The following is a 24,250-nucleotide window of genomic DNA, read 5'->3' as shown; positions in this document are numbered from 1 at the left end:
CTGCCCCTACGACACACTCTACGCCTCGATAATCTCCAACGGCGGCAGGTTATTGACGATTTCGACGGTTTCTAGGCTGACAGTGATGACTTGCTTGATGAGGCGGAGGATGTAGGTTTCGTCGTCGAGGTTGTTGGGGTCGTTGGTGATGCCGCTGCGCTTGTCGGTTTTGACGCGGTATTGGTTGATGACCCAATCCAGTGCGGAGCGGTTGCCCAGTTTGTAGTCGAACACCTGGGGCGGGATGCCGTTTAGCGTGAGGAAGTCGTTGTATTTGAGGCTGGTTTTGTCTCTGCTGAGGCGCATTTTTTCGACGCGGTAATCCAATGGTTCGTCCGGGTTTTCTGTGTGTTGCAGGGGGTATTCAGGTTGGGCTTCGTAGTGGACGTGGATTTGGGCGAGGCGTTCACCGGCGTGGACGAATTGCCAGAACTGCTGGGGCTGGACGAAGGGGATACGCGGCAGTTCGCGGCGCAGGTTGGCGGCGTACGTTTCACGGTAGGTGGGGTGGTGCAGCAGGGCGTAGACGTAATGGAAGATGTGCCATTTATTGATTTCGTCGGGGGCAGGTGGCGGCGTTTCTGTGGAATTCGCGCCGTCATCCATCGTAGGGGCAGGTCTGAGACCTGCCCCTACCGACGGTTGGGCGGTGGCGTAGGTGGTGCGGAATTGGGCCAACGCCCAGTCGGTGATATTTTCGCGGCGGGTGTATGACGGGGTGTCGTCATTGTGGGGGTGGGAAGTGCCGTCATTGTAGGGGTGGGTCTGAGACCCACCCCTACCGGCGGTTTCGTAGGTGTAGAAGGGGAAGCATTGCGTTGGGCGTCCGCCAACATCTAGGCACGGAGCAGCGTCAACCATCAGAGCGACAAAAGGGATTTGTGAATGATTGACAACTCCAATTGCTCGATTATGAGTTTGTTGCGTTGGAAATATTTTATGTTGGAGATATTGGCGTTGATTTAGTAAGCTATCAAAGTAAAGATGTTGTTTTACGAATGGACGATAAAGAGAAGCACGGATTTGACTAGACTCAAATTGAAGGGTTTGACCTTGTTCAAGAGCTTTTTTAAGGCGATCTGTCCATTTTACGAAACTTGGATCATTGTTTACAAAATCATCTACGTTATTTACTTTCCCAGCTTGTTGTAGCCTAAAAACTTCATAATTGTAATTTTGGATCAATGTTTTTACATTGGTTTCAAGTTCTTCCTTTGTAAAAAGGTATAACCAATCATCACGATTAGTTGCTACTCCCAATGAGAAAGTCTTAAAAATAGACTCAACATCAAGTCCTTTAGATTTTTTCAGCTTTTTCGTACCCATCGGAACAAAAGTGTCAAAATCATCACTCAGGTCATCAGTAAGCCAATTATGTTTTTTGTCTGGTGTGAGTTCCTGCCAATTGATATTTATTGCTGTTCCGACTTCATCTACAAAATCAAACTTTTCTTGACGGGTTGCTCTAAAATTAACCGCATGATAATAAAGCTTTTTGTCTGTAAATTTAGGGCTTTTGACAAAAAATGTCACAGTAATCCCTACCATTGCAGCAAGGCCAAAAACCGTATGTTTTTCCCCTAATGGTATGCCATCTTTCATAGAATCCTTGCGAATATTTCCTTTCAAATCGAGAATATAGATTCGCTCAAAATCTTGATTTAGATGTTTTCGCATCCCATCGAAAGAAATATCCTCAATAAAACTGCTATTGGTAACAAAAACAACAATTCCCTCATCTCCTACCCTATCGGTTGCCCATCGAATTGCTTTGACGTAGGGATCATTGAGCTTGCGGACAAGGGTCGCTTTTGAATCTTTAGCGTAAGTTTCGGATACACGATTATCAATTACAGGATATTGACGGTTCTTGTTGTTGTCATTCTCGTTGACCTGCCCGGCGTTGTAGGGTGGGTTGCCGATGATGACGAAGATGGGCGTGTTTTTCTGCCGCTGAACCCGCTGGGTGTTTTCCGGGGCAAAAAGGGGCATTTGCCGCCCTTCGGCCAGTTCAAAGGTGTCTACCAGGGAGATGCCGTCAAACGGTTCGTAGCGGCCGGTCAGTTCGTAATAGTCATGCTCAATGTTCATACTGGCAATGTAGTAGGGCAGCAGCATCACCTCGTTACAAAACAGTTCGTGCTTGTATTTGTGGGGCAGTTTGCTCTTGGGCATCTGGCGCATGACGCGCAAAATGAAGTTGCCCGTCCCCACAAACGGGTCCAGAATGGCCACGCCGTCGCTGGCGAGGCCGTCGGTTTTGCCAAACTCGCGCCGCAAAATATCGTCCACGGAGCGCACCATAAAGTCCACAATTGGCTGCGGCGTGTAGACAATGCCGTGCGTGTCGGCCACCTTGACGCTAAAGCCCTGGAAAAATTTCTCGTACACCGTGTTCAAAAAGTCCTGCTTCTCGCTAAACTCCTCGATGGTGGCGGCGGTGGTTTCGATGGCGCCGTAAAAGCGGTCCAGGCTGCGTAAAAAGTCGTGGCGGCTAAAGTGGCGGCTGGTGAGCGCTTCAATCACCTTCTCAATTTCGCGGGCGATAATGTTGCGCTGGGCAAAGTCCGGGTTGTTGAACACTTTGCGGAAGATGCGCTCGGTAAGCAAATGCTGGATGAGCATCTCTTCCACGGCCTTGTCGGACAGGTTGGGGTTGATGGCGTCGCGCATCAGGTTGGTGAAGCTGCCGAAGGCGTCGCGGAAGGCGCGGTTCTGCTTGCGCTCGGTTTCGATCAGTTCCAGCAGGCTTTGGGCCAGCTCCGGCACGCGCTCCTTGAATTCCTCCACAGCCACATCCCACTGCTCAAATTCGGGCGGCTGGTATTCGCAAAACAGTTTGAGCACTTCTACCAGCCTGTCGGGGTCGGTAATTGGTTCATCGAAGATGGTACGGCCGTTTTGCACCAAAATCGCTCGGTCAGGAGCCTGAAACAGGATATTGTCCTTGGGATAGCCGTCGCTGAACTTCTTTTTCACCTCATTGGCCAGATCATCATCCGTGTCTTTGGCTTCCCAGACGCCGTGACGCAGCTTAAACTCGTCCAGAAAGACCCCATCGGCACGGAGCGGACGGCGGCCTTTGCGGGGGATGGCGTACTGCTCGGCCAAGGTCCAGTTCATGCGGCTGGCGCAAGCGCGAAGCAGGTTGGCAAAGGCAGGAGCCACCGCTCCTTCGTGGAGCAGGCTAAGCTGCTGGGTTTCTTTGAGTGCTTTGTAATAGTCGCGCACTGGTTTGTGGGTTGTTTTGAGGTTCAAGTATGGCATTTATTGTTCCCATTGTTGAGAATAAGCGGCGTGGGTGCATTTTAGCATAAATTTTGTTTGGTGTGTGTAGGGGCAGGTCTGTAGGGGCAGGTCTGAGACCTGCCCCTACACGTGTTGGATCGGTTTCTGATCGAACGGCCGTTACCATACAAAAATCTGGGGATAAATCCCACAGGCTAAAAGGATGTGGCTATGGACGATTTTTTTGGTGGATTTTTCATTTTTGTACTGGTGTGCTGCCTGCCTCCGTTGGCCATCGGCGGGCCGATTGGCTTTGTGATGTACCGCAACAAGCAGCGGCGCGAAGGCAGCGAGGCGATTGCCCAGGCACTCTTTTTGCAGCCCACTGCCAAAGCCAAACAAATGCAGTGGTACGAGGGGCGTTTGAGCAATGGCCGTCTCATCGCCTACATTCCCATCATTTTCCATCGTCATTACTATAATGAAGGACGGCGACGGCGCACGCATGTGTCAGCAGCGCGGTTGGTGATTGAGGTGAAGCGGGAACGGCCGTTAGACCTCAACATCTTCCGCCATGAAAATTGGTCTAAAAAGCGCGCCCCACTAGACAGTTTTGATACGGCGTTCAACGCCAAAAATGCCAGCAAGCTCACCAGCAGCCAGCAGGCGGCATTATTCGCCTTTGCCGAGCAAAATCCCGGCTGCACCATCTGGCTGGGTGACCGTGAAGGCGCTTCCACCGACGTGTTTAATGCGCCAGAGGTGATGGCTGGAGCCACTAGTTTCTTGCTGTACGAATACAAAGTTGTAAACCCTTCACCCGACGAAATTCAGGCAAAAACGGCCGAACTGAGCCAACTTGCACAACTGTTTGATGAGTAAAAACTGGACATTGACAAACACAGATTTTCACTGATTTTGCCTTTGTCTGTGTAAGCTTGTACTGAGCAAAGTCGAAGTATCCATGTGCATCTGTGCCACACGACTTCCCAGCCGCTGGCGATTATGTTAAAATGACTGCCAACGTTATGTATATTTACTCTGGGAAAGATGTATGACCACAAAGGCAGAGTTCTTACAAAAACATCCGCTGTTTAAAGAATTGGAAGATTACCATATAGAAGCCCTCGCCCAAATTACAGATGAGGCGCAGTACGAAAATGGTGGCATGGTGGCGTTCCAGAGGGATGTGGCGGATAGCCTGTACATTGTTAAAAGCGGCCGTTTATACGCCGAAACCCGCCAGGATGACATCGAAAACAACTCCTACGTCGTCGAAACGAGAGATTACTTAGTCAATGACTACTTCCAGGATGATTGGCTGTTCGAGCCAAACGTCCATCCTGCTAACGTCAAGGCCAAATCCCACCGCGACAAGCCCGCCACCGTACTCATCATCAGCGGCACCAACTTTGTTCGCTTCCTGCTGCAATATCCAGATGCCCTACCGTTGCTGGAAACCGAGGAAGAGGAAATAGACGGCCAAATTGTCACCGTCGCTGGCTTGTCGCCATACGCCTACGAAGAAGCGCAAAAGCTCTTCTCCACTGCCAAACGTAGACGCACCGTCATCAGCATTTTGCCAGACGAACTGGTGGAATACAGCTCCCGGCGCAGCCGCCTTTACCTGCTGGTGCAAACCTTCTTCCCGGTGTTGGCCATGCTACTGCTGCCCCTTCTTATTTTTACCTTCTTCAACTCACAGCCTGCCGACTCCTTCCTTTTCAACCTGCGCTACTGGGTGTCGGGTATCTTTTTTGTGATTTTGCTGCTGGTAGTGTTGTTCCAAACGCTTGATTGGTCCAACGATTATTTTGTGATTACCAACAAGCGCGTGGTCCATCGGGAGTTTGACCTCCGCACCTTCCGAGTTGACATAAAAACAGCACGTATTGACCAGGTGCAAAGCGTGGAAATTGCCAAACCAACATTTATCACGAACCTGTTTAACTTTGGCACCGCCCGCATCACCACCGCCTCTGCCTTTGGCACCATCTTTTTCGACAATATTGACAATCCCATTGAAGTTAAAGAGACGCTGGATCGACAAAGCAAAAGAGTGAAATCACTCGATGCCAGCTTAGAACAGTCAATGCTGCGCGAAACATTTAGCGACCATTTTGCGGTGAAGCCTCAATATCAACCCGTTGGCGAAAAAGCAACGATATTACCACCGGCAAAGCCCACTCGCCGCGATACGCTCTGGTGGCGGCTAAGACAGCGGTATTTTTGGCGGGTGGAAGAAGAAAATGCCATCATCTACCGCAAACATTTTTTGGTGGTTATTATTGAATCGGTCATTCCGTTGGGGCTGGCTTTACTGGGGGCCGTTGTTGCCTTCGTCTTAATTCGCTTCTTCGAGTTCACCTTCCAGCAGCTACTGCCTGCGCTTATCTTGTTTTACTCGATTGATTTGCTGTGGCTTATTTGGCGGGTGGAAGATTGGCGCAACGATATGTTCCAGCTAACAGACAGGCTGATTGTAGATATTGACAGACGGCCGTTTGGCTTTGGCGAAAGTCGGAAACAGGCGCTCTTGAGCAATATCCAAAATGTGAATGCGTTCACACCGGGTCTCATCCACACCATTTTTAACTACGGCAATGTAGAAATTGAAACAGCCGGTGCCGAAAGCAACCTCGTCTTTGAAGATATTCCCTACCCCAGCGTCATCCAAAGCGACATCTTTGCTCAACTGGAAAATATGCTGCAGCAGCAGCGGCGGCGGCGGCGCGGCACGCGCCACAAAGAGTATGCGCTGCTGATGGACGTGTATAAGCAAACGATGGAGCAAGACCGCATTCCAGACCGAACCCCCGGCGATGTGCCAGACCTGCCTTAAAACTGAAGTTATGCAGATGTGTACCTCTTCACCCTCACCCCAACCCTCTCCCTCAAGGGAGAGGGAGCAGTCCCCTCCCCCTGTGAGGGGGAGGGCTAGGGAGGGGGTAAGGCTACCCGTACAGTTACAATTTAATTTCCCATGATTCTTGTCACTGGTGCCAGCGGCTTTGTCGGCCGTTCTTTGATGGCTTGGCTTGAGCGGGAAGGCATTGCCGCACGCGGCTATGAAGGCCGCATGAATGATCCCATTACTCTGCGCGAAGAGCTGGAAGGCGTTGCCACCGTAGTGCATCTGGCCAGTTCAGAAGCGCGGGGCCGCAACCGGCTGCTGAACCATGTGGATATTGACGGCAGCGAGCGGCTAGTGGAAGAAGCACGTCGGGCGAACGTACGGCGCATCATTTTTGCCAGCCGCATTGGCGCAGACCCACTCAGTATGCACCCACTGCTCCAGGCTAAGGGAAGAGTGGAACGGCTCATCCAGCAAAGTGGGCTGGAGTACACCATTTTGCGATCTTCGTCGCTGTACGGCCGTAACGACCGCTTCTTTGAACTGATTGTAGGGCTGGCCATCTGGACATGGCCGGTTGTGTGGCTGCCCGGCGGCGGCCAAATGATGATGCAGCCGCTGTGGGTAGAAGATTTTGTGCGTTGCCTGGCCAAAAGCCTCAGTCGCTCCACCCACATCGGCAAAACCCTTACCATTGCAGGCGGCGAGCAGCTGCCTTACGCCACGCTGGTGCAGCAGCTGCTGGACGTAGCGGGCTACCGTCGCCTGCCCCTGCCCGTACCAATGCTGATTTTCCGCCCCATCACCCCCATGCTGTTCCGCTGGTGGTATTGGCCTGCCGTTAGCCGCTACTTTATGGATCGCTTTTTTGTACCAGACATTACCGACCACGACGCCGTTTATCGCCAATTTGGCTTTCAGCCCGCTCGCATTCGGGACACAATTAGCTATTTGCGGCGGCCGGGGCTGGCATTCCGCATCTTCCGCCACTAAAATAGTATTTATGAAACGGTGGGGGCTGATTTTGTTACTGATCTTTTTGCTAGGCTGCGGGGCGGAAGAACGGCCGTCCCCACCCACACCATCTGCCACCCCCATACCACCCACCGAAACGCCGACACGACTCCCCACAAACACCCCTAGCCCCACACCAACCGCTACGGCTACGAATACGCCAACGCCCGTTCCCAGCGATACGCCCACGGCAACGCCTAGCCCCACGCCGCTGCCAACGGCAACACCCACACCAAGCCAACCCGAAACGGCCATTCCCGCCGTCACCCAACAATCTACCGTCGTGCGCTGGCAAGGCGTGGCGGAATACAGCTTCTTTAGCCAATCGCGCCAACAAGAAATCTTCTTCACGCTCTACACCCCCCCCGGCTACGATCAATCGGATCAGCATTACCCCGTGCTTTACTTTTTGCATGGCAGCCAGGGCAGCCACATTTTATTTTGGAATGCGATTAGTCGGGAGGTTGAAGCGGCCAACGAGGATGCGGGCGCGTGGCTGTCGCAGCTTATCAACAGCGGCGAGCTGCCACCGTTCATCGTGGCGGCTCCCAGACGGCCCGATGGTGCCTGGAATGCGGCAAATGAAGCATTGGTGACGCAGGAATTCATTGCGGCGGTAGATGGCAACTGGCGCACGATTCCGAACGGGAACGGCCGTTCCCTGGTAGGATTCTCACTCGGGGCCGCCGGCGCCATGCGCTACGCTGCCCAACGACCCGACCTGTATTGCAACACGATGCCCCTGGCAGAAAGCGGCGTGGATGATGCTACCAGCCTGTGGGAAGAAAACGCGACGGCCGTTCTAAACAGCGGTTTAGAGGTGTTCCTGGCGGTGGGTGAATTGGATATGCGGGCGGTCAATGCAAGTACGGCCGTTGCCGGCCTCCTCACCCAGCTAGGCATCCCCCACCAGCTACAAATCGTCCCTGACGTGCCCCACAACTTTGGCCAACTGTACAACCAAATTGGCGTCCAGGCGCTCCAGTTCCACGCCAGTTGCTGGCAAAATTAGAACACGGACTGAACGAGCTTTTATTCGTGCTTATGTTCCAGTCGCGTTTTTGAGGGTGTTGGATGGGATGCCAGCCAACTTCTACTAAATTTAGGAAAAGAAATGAAATTTAGCAAAGAACATACCAAATACGCTGGTTTAATTGGATTTGCACTTTTACTTTTGCTCATCTTTACTGACTTTCACCCAATTGCTTGGATCACAGGTGAGAGGAAAAACACGTCTAGCCCTGCCTTCGGTTTTTCTGTAACTCATCCCGGAATTTGGGATGCCCGCCAATATGCCGATGGAGGATACCGAGGCGATGAAACAGTCGTCTTTATTATAAGCAGCGATTTGGTTGCTGATTTCAATGGGATCAGGATTAGCCGACAACCAGCAAATAACCCAACACTTGAAGAGGTTGCTGAATGGGGTAAAGATTTACGAAGAGAGGATGGCTGGCGACTTAACAGAACCTATCAAGGATTTGAGGTCTCAGATTTACAGAAAGAAATGATTGGTGACTATCCTGTCTTAAGAAGAATTTACCGTGTTGACATACGTAATGCTGTAGATGAAGATGTATATTTAGCTCGCCAAAATGATATGATTATTTTTACTCTCCGTACCACGCAGGAGCAGTATGATAATCTTATTGGCGAGTTTAACCTAATAATTACGAGCTTCACACCAAAGGAATGAAACGCTAAACGCTCAGATATTGTGTAGTTGGTTCTGCTATTTACCCACCACAAGCTTGTAATGCAGCCTGCATCGTTTCGTGATTCTGGTCAACTTATTCACAATTCTTGTTCGATAAGTATTACGGCAAGTATTACGGCGCGGGCAATACCATCTTCTGTGCGGATTTTTTCGCCCAGTTGGGCTGCTTTTTGGCGCATGGTTTGGTTAGAAACGGCGTATCTATCACTTCCGTCAACTGCTGGCAAAATAAAGAGGTTTAGAACACGGATTGAACAAATTTTTATCCGTGTTTACCCTCCGATCCGTGTCGCATTTTTGAGAGTGATGAGTGAGGAAACGGCCGTTAGCAAATCAGATTATTTCAATCGTTGATAATAAAACGACGCGGCCAAAAGACCGTGTCGCTGGATTCATATTTACATTGAACCATAGCAAAGCATGGCAATTAATTAGTACATTGAGCAGATGTGGTGTAAAGGCTCAATCCAGTTACGACGCCGTTAGATGTAAACACCGTACCGGAACTGGTTGATTCAAAGTCAGGTAGCCGCCCATTGCCGTCCCACTCATAATGCACCCCTTCTACAAAGTAATTATCTTCGATGGCATCATATTCTTGCCCGTGGGAGATTCTGACGGTGTACCCATCCCCCTGACCGATAAATCTAATGCCAATCAGTGCCTCTTCTACTCTCGCATTTGAGACATTTCCCCGCACGCCGAGTGTGCATTTTCCAGTGACCTCATAGGTAACACCATCGCACGGACTTTGTTGAATAAAGTAGCAGGAAAAGCTGCTATCTTGACCTACTTTTTCGAAACTAGGCCCATCCGTACGGCCGTTGCCTCCGCTATCTGCAAACACAGAGCCAATTCCCAGAACAAAAACCAAGAATACTGCTATCAGTAACGTTAAAGAAGCCTGCCTTTTCATTTCTGTAACCTCCATACACCCAATTCGGTGCAGCTAAAATGTAGAAACTATAATGAGGAGTTGAAGCGCGAATCTCTTAAAAGAAAAACTACAAACTTATGTTTGAGCTAAAAGATAAGAGGCTACCGTTTGCTCTACCGTTTGTTTGAATATATTTTGAGATTATGTGCTGAAAGATTGGAGGGCCGCACAGCACTGTTCCATTACAATGTCCAATGCGATCTTCTGCACAGATTTTTTCGCCGAATTTGGCTGCTTTTGGGCGCATTGGTTGGCCTGAAACACCTTTCCGTGTCATCCGCGCTCGTCCGCGTCCTAAAATCGTGACGATTGAAAAGCCCTGCTTCGGTTTCGCTATGTGCAGTCGTTGCCAATCAGATTATGCTAAAATTCGAGAGTTCAACATGACAAAGCAGGCGACGCGGCTAGAGGCCGAGCCGCAGCCAAACAAGTTCCATGCTAGCCGAAAACCGCGCTAGGACAGGGAAGCGAACTCTATGGTGAGGAAAAATCAACACCTTCATCGGATAGACGTTCGATTTCATCTATTGCTAACGATATATCCTCTTGGCCAGCAGACATCTCCTCATTGGCCCTGTTGATCTTATCTGTGTCGAATTCGTCTATTCCTTCAGCTAATAACTCAGCGACTAAATCGTAATGCTCGGCTGCGTTTAACCAATGCTCATGGAGCGTCTCAAATCGTTCTGGTGCTTCCAACGAGCGAACTTCATCGCCAGCAAAAAGAAGAAAGGCCAGTGCTGTCACTACTTCAATTTTCCAATCATCATCGAACATTAAACTGACGTCGGCCCCGGCAGCTGAAAGTTGAACGCCTAATATATTCAATGCCTCACCGTAAACCGAAGCAATATCCAAAATGGCATCTATATAAGCTTCTTCTTCCACTGTAAGCACGTTAGAGTCTGGGGTATCTGTTGGCACAGGCGTTTCTGTAACGACTTGAGTTTCGGTAGCTTTTGGGGGATTGGTAACAGTCGGCTCTGGGGTACTGGTTACTGTTGGCTCTGGGGTATTGGTTGATGGCGCTGACGTTTCGACAGGTTCTTCAGCAACTAAATTATTTTCAGTTTCGTTTTCCTCTTCGAGGACATCTTCTTCTACAGGGTCATCATCTACAATTTCAGCTAGCTCACTTCTCTCTTCAACAGATACAGCCGTGGCCTCACCGGGCTCTGGATCAGGCAGAAGCAAAGCAATAGCAATAAATCCAACGCAGCAAAGGCTAAAAAAAACAGCTACTCCAATGATGATCTTGCGGACACGCCTATTTTTCATGTTTACCTCCTGGGTTTTGTTCAAACTGGCACTGCGTTCCAAACGATAACTGATGACAATTTACCGAAGATGGCTTACGGGTAGGGTTAAGCAGATAGCTTTATAAACCATACATTCCTGCTCTAGGCGGGTCTTCATGGTTGGCTGCGGCACGGCGTCTCACCGCGCCGCTTCTTTGCCCAATGAAATTTCGTCAATTAGCAACCACAGGTTCGTGTTTCCGGTCAACTCATTCACAATTCTTCTTCGATGAGCGTCACGGCGCGGGCAATGCCATCTTCTGCGCGGATTTTTTGACCCAGTTGGGTTGCTTTTTGGCGCATGGTTTGGTTGGAAACGCCAGCGTCAATCGCCGCCGCCAACTTATGCGCCGTCAGCTTATGCCTCATGATTGCTTTTGACCCCACGCCCAGCGCAGCCACCCGCTGCCCCCAAAACGGCTGGTCGGCAAAGTGCGGCACCAAAATAGACGGTACGCCCGCCCGCAAGCCCGCCGCCAAAAAATCGAGCAGTTCGCCAGGCGGCTGCCACTGCTCATTTTCGTCTAAAAGCCAGTAGCCAGCCGTATGGAAGTTGTCTGGCCAATCGGCTGGATGCGGCACCACGCTGGGGCTGTAGCCGTGAATAATCGTCATTTTGCGCCGATCTTCCCGGTTTTCGGCGCGGGTTTGGGCAGGCATCCCCAGCATTTCTTTGCGAACGCGATTGGCAATATCCCTGTACAGGCTCCAAGCGGCCGTTTCGATGAAAAATTTGCCAAACCAATAGTTGATCCAGCTAGATCGGTTGGGGAGCGGGGCATTGAGGAGGGTACGGCCGTCTCGCGTCGTAAACAAGGTCGGCTGCAGCGGCGCACTCACGTGCGGCACGCCCAATTTTTGCGCCATCCCCACCGCGTACACATCCGAGGTAAAGCTGCTCACAATCAGGTCACTGCCCTGGCAAGCGTCCCAGGCGTCGCTGGCAATTTGCATCCCGTGCTTTGCCAAAAGCCGCCCCATAATCCGCAATTGCAGCACCGGATTGTGCCCCTTTTCCACCCAGTCGCGCCCGCCCTCGCTGGCCATCATCGCCTGCATATCAATCTGAGTGGGCAGCGGAATGAGGCCATGTTGCTGAATCCAATCGGCAAAGTTAGCCCCTGCCAAAACCCGAACCGTGTGGCCATGCTGGCGCAACGCTTTGCCCACCGCTACTGCTGGCTGCACATCTCCCCGCGTTCCAGATGCAATAAAAGTAATCACGCTCATGTCGCAATTCTACGATTTGATGATTTTCTGGCCAATTTTGCGTGACCTTAAAAAAATGACAGTTTTAGAAATATACCATTTGTAGGGGCGTACCCCCGTGTGCGCCCAAAAGCGGGTAGACACGGGGGTCTACCCCTACCGACACAATCGTTAATCGCCTGGTTACTTGACAGAAAAATTGGGAAGGTGTATATTTTGATTGAACGCTTGCTCAATAGAAAACTATGCCAAGAACTGAAAAACAAAACGAAGCGATTCGGGCAGCGACCCGAACCAATATTCTCAACAGCGCCATGCGCCTGTTTGCCCAAAAAGGGTATGCCCACACCACCACTCGCAACATCGCCACGGCCGCAGGACTCTCGGTGGGGCTCATGTACCATTACTTTGCCAACAAGGAAAGTTTGCTGCAGGCCGTGTTTGATTTTGTGATGGCGCGGATTGATGAACGAATAACGGCCGTTCTGCAAACCAGCCCCCCCGGTGAAGTACTACCCAACCTGCTACACGCCATTTTCGATTTGTTGGCCAGCGAGCCGGAATTTTGGTCACTCTTTTACATGCTCCGTACCCAGCCAGCCATCATGGCCGTCTTGGGAGATGCGTTTCGGGAGCGAACAGCGATGCTGCGTAGCTGCTTTGTGGCAGAACTGGCGCAAGCAGGCTGGCCACAGCCAGAGTTAGAAGGATATTACCTGTACAGCGTCATCGAAGGCGCGATTCAACAATATTTATTAGACCCAGCCAACTACCCACTGGCCGAGGTCGTCGAGAAAATGATTGCCCAATTTGGAGGTAAACATGAACCAGTATGAAGTTTCCGTATCCCGCGTGATAGATGCGCCACCCGAAGTCGTCTACGCCATTTTTGCCGACTATCATCACAGCCACAATGCCATCTTGCCAAAACCATACTTCACCAAAATGACGGTAGAAAAAGGCGGCACTGGCGCAGGCACGGAGATCACCGTACACATGAACGTGATGGGAGCTAAAGCCACCTACCACATGGTGGTCACCGAGCCAGAGCCGGGACGCGTGCTGCAAGAAGAGGACAAGGAAGCCGGTGTTCTCACCACCTTTACCGTTGACCCGGTAAACAACGGTCAGGCGTCAAAAGTGACGCTGCACACCCGCGCCCGCACCGCACCCGGCGTCCGGGGCTTCATCGAGAAGCTCATCACGCCCACCATTTCGCGCAAAATTTATAATGAAGAGCTAAACTTGGTGGGAAAATATGTGGCGAGTGGTGAGATGGCCAACGATTTTCAGTAGGGGCAGACCCCCGTGTCTGCCCCAGTTTGGGCGCACACGGGGATGCGCCCCTACCGTAAACACCAGACGGGAAGGGAAAATGATTGCAAAACAGTTAGGATAACGGCCGTACCCTCCCCATCTACTCCGCCCTGATCACATTCCGCAACGCCATGATTGCCCCAAAATGGAGCGCCTCGTGGTACAAGTTGAAAGCAGTGGCATCCTCAAAGGTGGGCAAATCAAAGCTGGTCGTCGTGGTGTAGGGTCTGTAGTTTTGGAACCGATCGGCAGCAGCGTCAGCGATGGTTTGGGCGGTGGTTTCAGTGAGGAGCCGCCGTACTTCGGCCAAATCTGGTGTGTCTTGCCAATCGGCAGGGGACGTACCGGGGGAAAACAGCCGCACATGCGCCCGCCGAGTGAGCGTTGGCAGTCCACACAATCGGTAAATAAGCGATTGCTGCACCACAATAAGATGCCCCAGATTCCAGGCGATGTTGTTATCAAATCCGGCAGGCATCACCAACATCTGCTCATCAGACATGGTGTCAATAATCTGTTCAATGTAAGCGCGATTCTGCTGAAAAATTTGTACAAACTTCATTTCACGAACTCCTGAGCGATTTTGGCAATGAGAAACGGCCGTCTGCATCGGGCGAGAAGGCTACAAAACCAGTCACGGCATCCAAATTAAGCGGACCGTAAATGTGGGGGAATTGGTGGCCGCTTTCGTAACAATCTTCGTACATTAGTCTGGCCGTCAGTTTGGTAGGATCAATCATGAGCAAGATGAGGTCGGTTTGCCCGGCGAACATCTGGTTGGCGGGCATGAGCACCTGCTCAACGGTGGAGCAATGAATAAAGCCTTCGCTCTCTAATGAATCGGCACGGTATTCGCCAACGGCAACGGCCGTTTGCCACGCCGTCTCTGTCATAATGTGCAAAATAATCATCTGCAGATTATCGCCGAGAGAGGTTCAATGGCAAACGGCCGTTTTATTTCTACGATTAGCCCCCGCTAGTTCCCCAACCAAATATTGCTTACGGGAATAGATCGCCCTCCTCAGCTTCTGCCTGCTGGCTTAAGCGAAAATACAGCCGCAGAATGAACAGCCCGTAACCCAGCGGAACGAGAGAACTCACCAATATGTAGCCAACATCGTAAGGATTTAAGCGATAGCCAAACAAAGCAACAGTGCTCAAAGTTAAAAGGCTCAAGCCAAAAGAGTATAAAATAGTCTCTTTGCGCTGGCTCAAGGCTAGCGACTGCCAGGCTGGGAATTTCAGGATGACAATCCCCCCAACTGCGGGTGCCAATAGCAACAGCAACCATAGAAGCACCGAGGAAAATGTGTCAAAGAGATTATCTGGTGTACTGGTTCCCAATATTGCGTAAGTAATGACGGCTCCTAAACCAATCAATAGAAAATGTTGCCATTTTTGCAAGCTGGCGGCAGTTGCAATTGCTTTGTCATTCAATTCTGGATAATCGGAGAAAGTCATATTTTGTTTCATCATTTTGTCCTTTTTTATTCATCAGCAGCAATAGCTTTCAGGATAGCAGCGGCGACACGAGGCTCTTGAAAGATTAAAATATTTCGCTCACAAAACTTTGCCAATAAAAGACGGCCGTTTTCAGTCAGGCGAAAATACCGTCGCGGCGGCCCCTTATCCGACTTACGTACATCACTTTGAATAAGCTGGTTGTCTTCAAAACGCTTGAGCGCACGGTAAATGCTCTTCTCATCAACAGATACAGTTTGTTGACTCATATCGGCGATGACGGCCGTCATTTCATAAGCATACATCTCCTCCTGATTCAACAGAAGCAGAATCCAGAATGACAATAATCCTTTTTTGTATCCTTCTTCCCACTTGGCAAGCAATTCATCTAAATTTGGCATTCTAAATTCCTCATTGGTATTCTACTACAGGAAGAATACTGGTAAAGGTAGAATACAGAACTATTGCCGTCATGTCAAGGCAATATGGCATTGACAAACATCCTTCTTTATTTTTATACTCCCCCATCTTTTTGTCACCACCTTCCAGGAGACTGCTATGGCTGACAATCCATCTGCCCAACTGCCTGCCCGCCTAGTTGTGGAGCAAGGGCCAGAGCCGGACAAAACCTTTACGGTAGGCAATGCGCCGCAAACAATCGGCCGTTCGGCCAACAATGGCATTGTGATCAACGATGCAGAAATTTCTCGCCGCCATGCCCAACTGACCCCACAGGCAGACAGTTACGTGCTGGAAGATTTGGGCAGCACCAACGGCACATTTGTAAACGGACTGCGCCTGGAGCAGCCCACAATGCTGAATCACGGCGACTCGGTGGAGTTTGGCGACACGGTGCAACTGCGCTTTTGGGCGGCGGGGATGCCCTCAGAGGTGATCTATAATCCGGCGGATGATGTGGTGACGCCAGCATTGCCGCCAGAACCGGTGCCTGCCTACGCCCAGCCAGCCGATTTGCTGGAACCAACCCCCGCTCCTCCCCCCACTTTTGACGAATTTGATGAACCAGAAACGGCCGTATCCCCCAACCGAAACCGCATTCTCATTGGCTGTGGCTGTTTGCTGGTGCTGGCCTGTGTGCTGTGCGTGGGGACGGTCTTCTTCCTAGACAGCTACCAACAGGGGGAGTTGTTGTATTGTGGGGGATTACGGCCGTTCTGGGAAACTGTCCTCGGCCCGGTTGGCTTTAACCCCGCTTGCCCCTAAACAAAAAAGACCTGCCAGTTTGTTTGGCAGGTCAAATGTTGCAAAAGGTGACAGGCACTTTTGAAGTGCCTGTCACCTAACTTTGTTCATCATCGCGGCGGCAAATTGATGACCTGACCCGGATGAATCAGGTTTGGATCAGCAATTTGCGGGTTCACGCTAATGAGATCGGCGTAGGGAATGCCCAGCCGATTGGCAATTTTGGTGAGCCATTCACAGGGAGCCACCACGTAGGTATCGCCCTGGTCAATGCCCGGCCCTGCTTCGCTGCAAAAACCGGCTGGCACAGAGGCTTCCGCACCGTCGCTGCTGCCGCTTGCACCGGTAGAGCTGCTAGCAGATGAATCGGAAGCTTCGGCAACGGTAACGCTACTCGTTGCGGCAGGCTCGCTGACACCAGCGGCGCGCACGCCAAAGGTGTGGTCGCCTGCGGCAGGCGTGTAGCTAAAGCTCCAGGTGCCGTCATCGGCCACAACGGCCGTTCCCACAACCTCATCCCCGTCCAGAATCTCAACCTCGCTACCGGGTTCGCCCATGCCGCTAAAGGTGAGTTCACCACCATCGGCGCTGCTGCCGTCGGCGGGTTCATCCAGCGTCGGCGCGGCAGTCGCTAGGGAGAAAGCAAACGGATCGGTCTCAACGGCCGTTCCTTCACCATCTACTGTCCGCAGAGCCAGCTCGTAGTCGCCAGCAGGCAAATTGATGGGCAAGCTCCAGGTGCCGTCGTCGGCCACAACGGCCGTACCCACAACCTCGCCGTTGACCACAATTTCCACCTCACTGCCAGGCGTGCCGGTACCGGTCAGCGTCACATCACCTCCCGCCAAATCTGCTTCTGGCAGATCAAACGTTGGCAAAGCAAAAGCGGGTGCTGTGGCAGCAACCGTTACGTTGCGCCCTTCCGATTCGGCCAATACGTTGCCGTCGGCATCTAACATACGCAAGCTCAGATCATAATCACCAACAGGCAGATCAACCGGAATCATCCAGGTACCGTCTGCGCCAACAACGGCCGTCCCCACCACTTCGCCATTTGCTACCAATTCCACCGTGCTGCCTGGGGTTCCGACACCGCCAAAATCTACCTCCCCTGCGCTAAAGTCAAGGCTGGGCAGGTCAAAATCGGGCAAGGTCAGCTCAGACAACGACAACCCAAAGCCTTCTGACTCGCCAGCTACGTTTCCATTGGCGTCAATAGCCTGCACGTGCAGACCATGAAGTCCCGCTGCCAATTCTGTGTCGAACGACCATGTGCCGTCCGCGCCAACGGTGGCGGTGCCTACCAGCTCATCGTCTATGACAATCCCCACTTCGCTGCCGGGGGTAGCCGTCCCGCTCAGGCGAACTGGCCCAGCAAGCAGGTCGCCTTCCGGCAGATCCAGCGTGGGGATGTCTAGTGCTACCTGAAATGGTGGCAGGTCTACGGTGTGGGCTACGCTGCCATCTACATCTAGCGCTTCCAGCGTAAGGGAGCGGGAACCGACTTCCAAGTCGAGGTCGTAAGTCCAACTGCCGTCGGCATCTACTTCGGTGGTGCCAACTTCTTCACCATCCAAAATGAGGCGCACGGTGGAGCCGGGGGTGCCGCTGCCGCTCAGGCTCACGGTACCGGGTTCCTGGCCATCGCTCAGGATGGGGTCTTCCAGTTCGGGGACGGCGATTTCGGGCATCGCCTCGTCCATTGGCTCATCTACGGCCGCGCTCGTGTCTGCATCATCGGTGGTATCGGTGGCAACGGCCGTATCCTCTACACCCGCATCTGTCCCTTGCACAAACGCCGGGGGGGATAGCCAAAACCACAGCAGCAGGGCAATGAGGATGATCAAAACTATCAATTTGAAAATATCGAAGCGTCTCACTTCGCCTTTTTCTCTGTGATGAATCATTTAGTTATCCTTTACTGAAGCAATTTGCAAATAAAGTGTCTGTCAAAAAAAGTTTGCTTCAGTACTAGCTATTTTGGGCTTTTTCAGCAAACTGCTTGGCTTCAGCAATCCATTGCTCTGGTTCGATGTTCTGCCACTCTTCTGGATCAATAATTTCACGAGCGCGTTCTGGCGTGATCGCAGCAAGTTGAGCAAAGCTATAAACACCAGCCTCGTTAAAGCGACGCGTAAACACATCGCCAATGCCGTGAATCTTTTGCAGACGATCTTGCTTTACCATCACTTCTTTAATTACTTCCTGCACAATTACTTCTGGTTCTTTACTGAGCGCTTCTTGCAAGCGGGCTGCCAGCGACTCTTTTTCGGCCTCGACTGCCGCCAATTTACCTTGCAGATCTATGTCCATTGTCCTGCTGGCAACGGCCGTTCCCTCATCTTCGCGCCGCCAAAAGAGCCAATCAATGACCCACTCTATGACCCAACCTAAAATCAAACCAATGATCAAGCCAACCCAAAAATTCATTACAACCTCCTCAAGATAAAAAATCACTACAACATGGTTAGGCAAATTGCCAGGTTAATAAATCAAGCAACGATGCTCCCGACGCACCCACAAAAGTAAGACACGGGCATAGGAAATTAGTCACATATTATTTGGCAGCGAGGATTAGGATGAAAACGACCGTTTTTATCCCGTTCTTCTTTGTTGTCGTTGTTGAAATCCGGCGGAATTTTGTGTCACAACAGTTGAACTGGTTCGTCTCTTCCCATTTTTGATCGAACTACCAGGTGCAAGGCAACTGTTTTGTGACCTACATTTTATGCGGGTGTCTGTAATTTCAGGTCAATTTTACCAAAGTTTTCGTGAAGGAGTAACCAAAATGGAACAGATTCAAGAGTTTTTTGCAACCCCCGTTGGTGCACCCATTTTAGCGTTTTTGGGTGGCGTGCTATTGCTCATTGTTGGGTATTTCGTAGCGCGATTGGTTGCCAGCCTGGTGCGGCGGCTGCTGAAGCGCACCAACCTGGATAATCGGGCAGCCAAATGGTTTGAAGGTGAAGATGGGGTACAGCCGTTTTCCGTTGAAGATGTGATTGCAAAGCTGGTGTTCTGGCTCATCTTCCTCTTCTTTATTGTTGGCTTTTTGCAGCAAATCAATTTGCCCGGCGTGGCCGTACCATTGCAATCTTTGCTAGACCGCATCACCACCGAATACTTGCCTCGCCTCGGTTCTGCCGCCTTGCTGCTAGTGGCCGCGTTTGTTATTGCCACCGTGCTGCGTACGCTGGTGCGGCGCGGCGCAGCCATGCTCAATGTAGACAGTTGGCTCAGCAAACACGCCAGCCTGGAAGATGACGAACAGGTTTCTGTGGCTGAATCGTTAGCAACGGCCGTTTACTGGTTTATCTTCCTGCTCTTCTTGCCTGCCATTCTAAATGCCCTCGGCGTGCAGGCCATCGCTGCCCCTATCCAAAACGTGTTTGAAGAGTTCCTAAGCTACATCCCCAACATCTTCGGTGCGACCGTTACCCTGCTCATTGGCTGGTTTATTGCCCGTGTGGTGCGCCAAGTTGTTTCTAACCTCTTGGCCGCCCTGGGCAGCGATAGCTTCGGTGAGCGGCTGGGTCTCAGCGGCGAGCGGTCACTCTCCAAAATGGTTGGCACCGTTCTGTACACCTTCATTTTGCTGTTTGCCATCATTTCGGCGCTGGATTCTCTAAACATCGAAGCCATCTCCCAACCCGCCACACTGATGCTCACAACCCTCATAGACGCCCTGCCCAACATCTTTGGGGCTGCACTGGTGCTTGTTATCTCGTTTTATATCGGCCGTATGATTGCCAATCTCATCACCGACCTGTTGCGCGGCGTCGGATTTGACGAGATTCCCACCAAGCTGGGATTAAATTGGAGCGGCACACGCCAACCCACCGCTCTGGTGAGCTACCTCATTATTGTGGGCATCATGCTATTTGCTTCCCTGTCTGCCGCCGAACTGCTAGGCTCAGACTTCCTGTCTGACATTTTAGCCACGTTCATTGGCTTTGGCGGGCAGCTTATCTTGGCAGTAATTATCTTTGCCATTGGTCTTTACCTGGCTAACCTGGCTCGCAATCTCATTTTGAGCGCGGGTGGGAACCAAGCCAACTTCACCGCGACGCTGGCGCGTGTGGCTATTTTAGTGCTTACCACAGCAATGGCGCTGCGGCAGCTTGGCGTGGCCAACGACATTGTAAATATGGCGTTTGGCATTATGCTAGGCGCATTGGGCGTAGCAGCAGCACTGGCCTTTGGCCTGGGCAGCCGAGAAGTTGCCGGACGCGAGGTGGAAAGGCTGGTTGCCAACTTGCGCGGTGAAGAAAGCAGCAGTGGCGATTAAGTAAATCAGTTTTCTTACCAATCTTGAAGACTTTTGAACTTTTTGCATCATGATGCAAAAAGTTCAAAAGTGTAAATTTTACTAAGCGGTGCAGCGATGAGCAGCGTAGACAAGAATAATCGAATAGAATACCTGTATTGGCGATTTTACGCTGGGTGTATTCAAGCTTGCATCGGGTTGGCAGCTTGGTTGCGGGAGCAGCTAGCAATTTGTGAGGGGTATTGTCATCGGTATGGAGCAACAGGCTCTTGTAGACTTATCGGATGTTGCGTTAATAGAAGTTTGTCAGCAACGTGGCACCAAAGACGATCGGCCGTTTCAGGAACTGTTTCGGCGGTATCAATCTGTGGTGTGGCGCGTTTGCTACAGTTATATGCGAAACCGCGAAGACGCGGAAGATTTAACGCAGGATGTATTTTTTAAGGTTTATCGCAGTTTGCACCAGTTTGAAGGGCGTTCTTCATTTAAAACCTGGCTTTACCGGGTAGCCATCAACACCTGCCAGAATGAAATTCGGCGCCGTGGACGAAGGCCACAGGAAGCAGAAACGGAGATGGAGACAATTGCTGAGATTATGCCATCGAGCGAATCGGTAGAAAAAGCGTACCAGGTGCAATACAAGCGAGAAATGTTGGCTGAGGCGCTGGCGAATCTGGACCCTGACGTGAGCGAGATTTTGTACATGAAGGATATGGAGGGACGACCGTACAACGAGATTGCCAACATGCTAGACATTGGTGTAAGCGCTGCCAAAATGCGCGTACAGCGGGCTAGGCTAGCTTTGCAGGTTCAATATCGAATGCTGGCAGGTGAATGAATATGACCAATAATCCAAAACCACTATCAAAAGAGCTACTACGCCGCTTTGTGGCCGGTGAGCTGAACAATGCAGAAAATGAAGCGATTTTGGCGCAGCTAGCAGAAGATGATGCCAGCCTGGAACTTGCGGATGCTCTGTGGGAAGAACAGCTATCGCAAACGGCCGTTGTAGAATTACCAGACTTGGAACCAGAACGTGCCCAGCGGGTACGTCGCCGCCTCATTCACCGAATTCATCGGTCTGACCTGGCTAAAAATGTGGTCAAGATGGGAACTGGCGGCTTTAGCAATGTCGCAATGAGTTTGTTACGGCCGTTGTTGGATAACCCAACACGAGAACGAAGAAACCGAAGGAGACGCAGAGGAAATGATTGATTTAGAGATTATTCAAAATGCTTTTAGCAATTTGGTAGCCAACGCCATTGATTATGTGCCGCGTCTGGTTACCGCCCTCATCATCCTGTTTGTTGGCTGGCTGTTGGCCAAAGGCGTCTCTAGCCTGGTGCAGCGATTGGGCGAAAAGCTACGACTGGAAGATTTACTGGAGCGCACGGGGATTAAAGCAGGCCTGGAACGCGCCCAAATTAACCGCTCTGGCACTCAACTATTGGGCACATTACTCTTCTGGATAATCTTCCTGAACTTCATCCTCATTGGGTTAGAAAGTCTTGGGTTGAATGCGGCCGTAGACCCATTGCGAAACCTGATTGCTTTCTTGCCTCGGCTGCTAGCAGCGCTGGCCACGCTGACGGCCGGGGTGTTGCTGGCTCAGTTTTTGGGCAGAGCCGCCCAGGCAGCCATGAGTGGCATGGGGGTGGAATTCCATCAGGAAGTGGGGCAAGGCGTCAACGTGCTGCTTATCATCATGATTGTCATTGTGGTGCTAGAGCAGTTGGGCATCAATGCCGCCATCATGACCAATATTTTCACCAATGTGATCACCATCATTGTAGCCGGGCTGGCGTTGGCGTTTGGCCTGGGTGGCCGCGACGTGGCGCGGGGCGTGCTGGCTGGCTACTATGCCCGCGAGCAGTACGAAATGGGGGATCGCATCGTCATAGATGGCCAAGAGGGCATTTTAGAAGCGATTGGCACGCTCAACGCAGAAATTCGCGTTGGCGAAGAGCGGTTGGTGGTGCCGAATACAGTTTTGACAGAAACGGCCGTAAAAGTGAAAGATTCCGATTGGGATCAGCCGATTCTTGAGCTAGACGAATAAAGATATGACAAGGTGAACGGGTGATTTCCTCACCTTGTCACCCGTTCACCCCTTCATTCCAGCCACTCCGCAAAAAAGTCATCCAACGGTGCGCCATGAGCCGCTTCCATCATTTCCCGAAACTGATCATCGCTGGCGGTGCCGCCGCCATAGGTGGCAAAATAGGTCTGCAAGCCACTGAAAAACGCTTCATCCCCCATCTCTTGCCGCAGTTCATGCACAAATACCGCCCCGCCAAAGTAAGTATTAAAGCTAAATAGCTGTGCCGGTGGCGGATTACCTAGCGGAAAATCATCCCCGTTTTCCTCTACGGCCGAACGAAACGATTCAATCACTAGCTGCAAATCCTCTGGATCATCCCCCGTTTCCCACATGAGCTGCACGTAGGTGGCAAAGCCTTCGTTGCGCCACATTTGCTGCCAGGAATCTAGGCTCACCCAGTTGCCAAACCACATGTGGGCCAATTCGTGCATCACCGTGCGCTGGCCAATCATGTTGTTGGCCAGCAGTACCATTGTTTGCGTCTCTAGCGACACACTAGAGACATCGGCAGTGACAAAGCCAAACGCTTCATATGGATAGGGGCCAAAACGGTCGCTCATCCAATCAATCGCCTCACCCACATCGGCAACGGCCGTTTCAAATTCGGCCATCGCTTCTTCTGTTACGTAATGGCGCAGCAACACTCCGTCAGGCGACCTCTCTTCCACCCGCTCAAAGTTGCCTACCACTACCGTTGCCAGGTACGATGCCATCAGAAAATCATGCTCCCAAACGAAGGTGCTGGTCGTTTCACTGTCAATTTGCTCGATGAGGAGACCGTTGGCAACGGCCGTTAACCCAGCCGGCACCGTAATCTCAAAGCGATAGGTCGCCTTGTCGCGGGGGTGGTCGTTGTTGGGGAACCAGTAACGGGAGCCATCCGGCTCTGACAGCACATAAATGCTTTCACCATTCACAAAACTCATGCCCAAAGAAGCCGCAAAACCGACGTAGGGAGACGGCCGTTCCACCGGCGCACCTGCATAAGCAACCGAAACCACAAATTGGCTATTTTCTGGCAAAGGCTGTGCCGGGAACAAAATGAGCTTGTCATTTTCGTAGGCAAATGAAACTGGCTCGCCATTCAGCAACACGTCGGCAATGTCAAACCCTACCAAATCAAATGAGAGTGCCGCCAGATTTGGCTGCGTGACGATGCCCTCAATCTGAACAGTGGCCTCAATGTGAGTGATGGCTGGGTCTAACGTCATTTGCAGCGTGTAATGTTGGGCATCGTAGCCCGTGTTGCCCAATTCCGGCGCGTATGGATCGCCAATGGATAATCCATCTGCCGGGGCAGTGGCTGTGGGGGCTGCGGTATTGGGTGATACGGCCGTTGGCGAAACAATCAGCGTCGGCGTAGCAAAAATCGCAGGAATTGGCTCATCTTGAATTGGCGTAGGAGGGGCAACAGTTTCTTCACCACAGCCAATCAACAAAAATCCCAAGATCAAAAAAATCTGCGTAATCTGTGTAATCTGTGGATTGTTTATCTTAACCTTCGCTTGGAGTGCTTGCATTTTCATCTTCATTTCCCCATACTGTGCTGGCAGTGGCAAAAAGTCAACGGATTAACCAATGACGCCTATCAAGCATTAACAAATTAGTGGCTGGTGGTTAGTGAGTCGCAACCAGCCACTATCC

General features: G+C 51.4%; 23 protein-coding genes. 12 read left to right on the top strand and 11 right to left on the bottom strand.

Annotation, left to right across the window (positions count from 1 at the left end; translation table 11 throughout):
- Positions 1 to 18: 18 nt before the first annotated feature.
- Positions 19 to 3,267 (bottom strand): type ISP restriction/modification enzyme, encoded by a 3,249-nt coding sequence (locus tag ACOQPM_RS12195; RefSeq protein ID WP_420629540.1) that lies wholly within the window; start codon positions 3,265 to 3,267, stop codon positions 19 to 21.
- A gap of 192 nt (positions 3,268 to 3,459) precedes the next feature.
- On the opposite strand from ACOQPM_RS12195, the gene ACOQPM_RS12190 reads away from it, so the two are divergent.
- The 5 genes from ACOQPM_RS12190 (at position 3,460) to ACOQPM_RS12170 (ending at position 8,792) form a co-directional block, all read left to right on the top strand.
- Positions 3,460 to 4,110 carry a hypothetical protein gene (locus tag ACOQPM_RS12190; protein ID WP_420629539.1) on the top strand — a complete coding sequence of 217 codons (651 nt, stop codon included), beginning with the start codon at positions 3,460 to 3,462 and terminating at the stop codon, positions 4,108 to 4,110.
- Between the two features lie 172 nt (positions 4,111 to 4,282).
- Complete coding sequence (locus tag ACOQPM_RS12185) at positions 4,283 to 6,070, top strand: hypothetical protein (protein WP_420629538.1); 1,788 nt, start codon at positions 4,283 to 4,285, stop codon at positions 6,068 to 6,070.
- A gap of 141 nt (positions 6,071 to 6,211) precedes the next feature.
- Positions 6,212 to 7,075, top strand: coding sequence for an SDR family oxidoreductase (locus ACOQPM_RS12180; RefSeq protein ID WP_420629537.1), 864 nt, complete (start codon positions 6,212 to 6,214; stop codon positions 7,073 to 7,075).
- A 10-nt stretch (positions 7,076 to 7,085) separates the two neighbouring features.
- Positions 7,086 to 8,108 carry an alpha/beta hydrolase gene (locus ACOQPM_RS12175; RefSeq protein ID WP_420629536.1) on the top strand — a complete coding sequence of 341 codons (1,023 nt, stop codon included), beginning with the start codon at positions 7,086 to 7,088 and terminating at the stop codon, positions 8,106 to 8,108.
- Positions 8,109 to 8,210: 102 nt separating this feature from the next.
- On the top strand, positions 8,211 to 8,792 hold the full coding sequence (locus tag ACOQPM_RS12170) for a hypothetical protein (RefSeq protein ID WP_420629535.1): 582 nt from the start codon (positions 8,211 to 8,213) through the stop codon (positions 8,790 to 8,792).
- Between the two features lie 448 nt (positions 8,793 to 9,240).
- On the opposite strand, the gene ACOQPM_RS12165 is transcribed toward ACOQPM_RS12170, so the two are convergent.
- The 3 genes from ACOQPM_RS12165 to ACOQPM_RS12155 all read right to left on the bottom strand — a co-directional run bounded on the left by ACOQPM_RS12165 (position 9,241) and on the right by ACOQPM_RS12155 (position 12,278).
- Entirely contained in the window at positions 9,241 to 9,729 is a 489-nt protein-coding gene (locus tag ACOQPM_RS12165; RefSeq protein ID WP_420629534.1) for a hypothetical protein, read from the bottom strand.
- A gap of 495 nt (positions 9,730 to 10,224) precedes the next feature.
- Positions 10,225 to 11,028 (bottom strand): hypothetical protein, encoded by an 804-nt coding sequence (locus ACOQPM_RS12160; protein WP_420629533.1) that lies wholly within the window; start codon positions 11,026 to 11,028, stop codon positions 10,225 to 10,227.
- 233 nt (positions 11,029 to 11,261) lie between these two features.
- Positions 11,262 to 12,278: a glycosyltransferase gene (locus tag ACOQPM_RS12155; protein WP_420629532.1), complete on the bottom strand. Its 1,017-nt coding sequence runs from the start codon at positions 12,276 to 12,278 to the stop codon at positions 11,262 to 11,264.
- 224 nt (positions 12,279 to 12,502) lie between these two features.
- Between ACOQPM_RS12155 and ACOQPM_RS12150 the strand changes: the two genes are divergently transcribed.
- Together ACOQPM_RS12150 and ACOQPM_RS12145 are read left to right on the top strand one after the other, a co-directional pair.
- A complete protein-coding gene (locus tag ACOQPM_RS12150; protein WP_420629531.1) occupies positions 12,503 to 13,093 on the top strand; it encodes a TetR/AcrR family transcriptional regulator in 591 nt (196 codons plus the stop codon).
- On the top strand, positions 13,080 to 13,553 hold the full coding sequence (locus ACOQPM_RS12145; protein ID WP_420629530.1) for an SRPBCC family protein: 474 nt from the start codon (positions 13,080 to 13,082) through the stop codon (positions 13,551 to 13,553). The genes ACOQPM_RS12150 and ACOQPM_RS12145 overlap by 14 nt, the downstream gene beginning before the upstream one ends.
- Positions 13,554 to 13,674: 121 nt before the next feature.
- Here the strand turns inward: ACOQPM_RS12145 and ACOQPM_RS12140 are convergent, their stop codons facing one another.
- From ACOQPM_RS12140 to ACOQPM_RS12125, 4 genes are all read right to left on the bottom strand, one after another.
- Complete coding sequence (locus ACOQPM_RS12140; RefSeq protein WP_420629529.1) at positions 13,675 to 14,136, bottom strand: DinB family protein; 462 nt, start codon at positions 14,134 to 14,136, stop codon at positions 13,675 to 13,677.
- A gap of 1 nt (position 14,137) precedes the next feature.
- Positions 14,138 to 14,485, bottom strand: a complete 348-nt coding sequence (locus tag ACOQPM_RS12135; protein ID WP_420629528.1) for a DUF952 domain-containing protein — start codon at positions 14,483 to 14,485, stop codon at positions 14,138 to 14,140.
- A gap of 88 nt (positions 14,486 to 14,573) precedes the next feature.
- Positions 14,574 to 15,050: a hypothetical protein gene (locus ACOQPM_RS12130; protein WP_420629527.1), complete on the bottom strand. Its 477-nt coding sequence runs from the start codon at positions 15,048 to 15,050 to the stop codon at positions 14,574 to 14,576.
- A gap of 11 nt (positions 15,051 to 15,061) precedes the next feature.
- Positions 15,062 to 15,436 carry a PadR family transcriptional regulator gene (locus tag ACOQPM_RS12125; protein WP_420629526.1) on the bottom strand — a complete coding sequence of 125 codons (375 nt, stop codon included), beginning with the start codon at positions 15,434 to 15,436 and terminating at the stop codon, positions 15,062 to 15,064.
- Positions 15,437 to 15,593: 157 nt separating this feature from the next.
- Between ACOQPM_RS12125 and ACOQPM_RS12120 the strand changes: the two genes are divergently transcribed.
- Positions 15,594 to 16,259: an FHA domain-containing protein gene (locus ACOQPM_RS12120; RefSeq protein WP_420629525.1), complete on the top strand. Its 666-nt coding sequence runs from the start codon at positions 15,594 to 15,596 to the stop codon at positions 16,257 to 16,259.
- Between the two features lie 89 nt (positions 16,260 to 16,348).
- On the opposite strand, the gene ACOQPM_RS12115 is transcribed toward ACOQPM_RS12120, so the two are convergent.
- Both ACOQPM_RS12115 and ACOQPM_RS12110 read right to left on the bottom strand, forming a co-directional pair.
- On the bottom strand, positions 16,349 to 18,145 hold the full coding sequence (locus ACOQPM_RS12115; RefSeq protein ID WP_420629524.1) for an Ig-like domain-containing protein: 1,797 nt from the start codon (positions 18,143 to 18,145) through the stop codon (positions 16,349 to 16,351).
- Positions 18,146 to 18,209: 64 nt separating this feature from the next.
- Positions 18,210 to 18,668, bottom strand: coding sequence for a hypothetical protein (locus tag ACOQPM_RS12110; RefSeq protein WP_420629523.1), 459 nt, complete (start codon positions 18,666 to 18,668; stop codon positions 18,210 to 18,212).
- A gap of 358 nt (positions 18,669 to 19,026) precedes the next feature.
- Here ACOQPM_RS12110 and ACOQPM_RS12105 point away from each other — a divergent pair, with 358 nt between their 5' ends.
- From ACOQPM_RS12105 to ACOQPM_RS12090, 4 genes are all read left to right on the top strand, one after another.
- Positions 19,027 to 20,526, top strand: a complete 1,500-nt coding sequence (locus tag ACOQPM_RS12105) for a mechanosensitive ion channel (protein ID WP_420629522.1) — start codon at positions 19,027 to 19,029, stop codon at positions 20,524 to 20,526.
- A 232-nt stretch (positions 20,527 to 20,758) separates the two neighbouring features.
- Positions 20,759 to 21,343: an RNA polymerase sigma factor gene (locus tag ACOQPM_RS12100; protein ID WP_420629521.1), complete on the top strand. Its 585-nt coding sequence runs from the start codon at positions 20,759 to 20,761 to the stop codon at positions 21,341 to 21,343.
- A 2-nt stretch (positions 21,344 to 21,345) separates the two neighbouring features.
- Positions 21,346 to 21,720 (top strand): hypothetical protein, encoded by a 375-nt coding sequence (locus ACOQPM_RS12095; RefSeq protein WP_420629520.1) that lies wholly within the window; start codon positions 21,346 to 21,348, stop codon positions 21,718 to 21,720.
- Positions 21,713 to 22,564 carry a mechanosensitive ion channel family protein gene (locus tag ACOQPM_RS12090; protein WP_420629519.1) on the top strand — a complete coding sequence of 284 codons (852 nt, stop codon included), beginning with the start codon at positions 21,713 to 21,715 and terminating at the stop codon, positions 22,562 to 22,564. Before ACOQPM_RS12095 ends, ACOQPM_RS12090 begins: the two co-directional genes overlap by 8 nt.
- A gap of 53 nt (positions 22,565 to 22,617) precedes the next feature.
- Here the strand turns inward: ACOQPM_RS12090 and ACOQPM_RS12085 are convergent, their stop codons facing one another.
- Complete coding sequence (locus ACOQPM_RS12085; protein WP_420629518.1) at positions 22,618 to 24,132, bottom strand: M1 family metallopeptidase; 1,515 nt, start codon at positions 24,130 to 24,132, stop codon at positions 22,618 to 22,620.
- Positions 24,133 to 24,250 lie beyond the last annotated feature (118 nt).

Origin of the sequence: Candidatus Leptofilum sp., from assembly GCF_965223525.1 — a bacterium.
In the GTDB taxonomy this organism is placed as follows: domain Bacteria; phylum Chloroflexota; class Anaerolineae; order Promineifilales; family Promineifilaceae; genus Leptofilum.
Note: the sequence above shows the minus strand (reverse complement) of the source record. Positions and strands in the feature narration are given on the sequence as shown.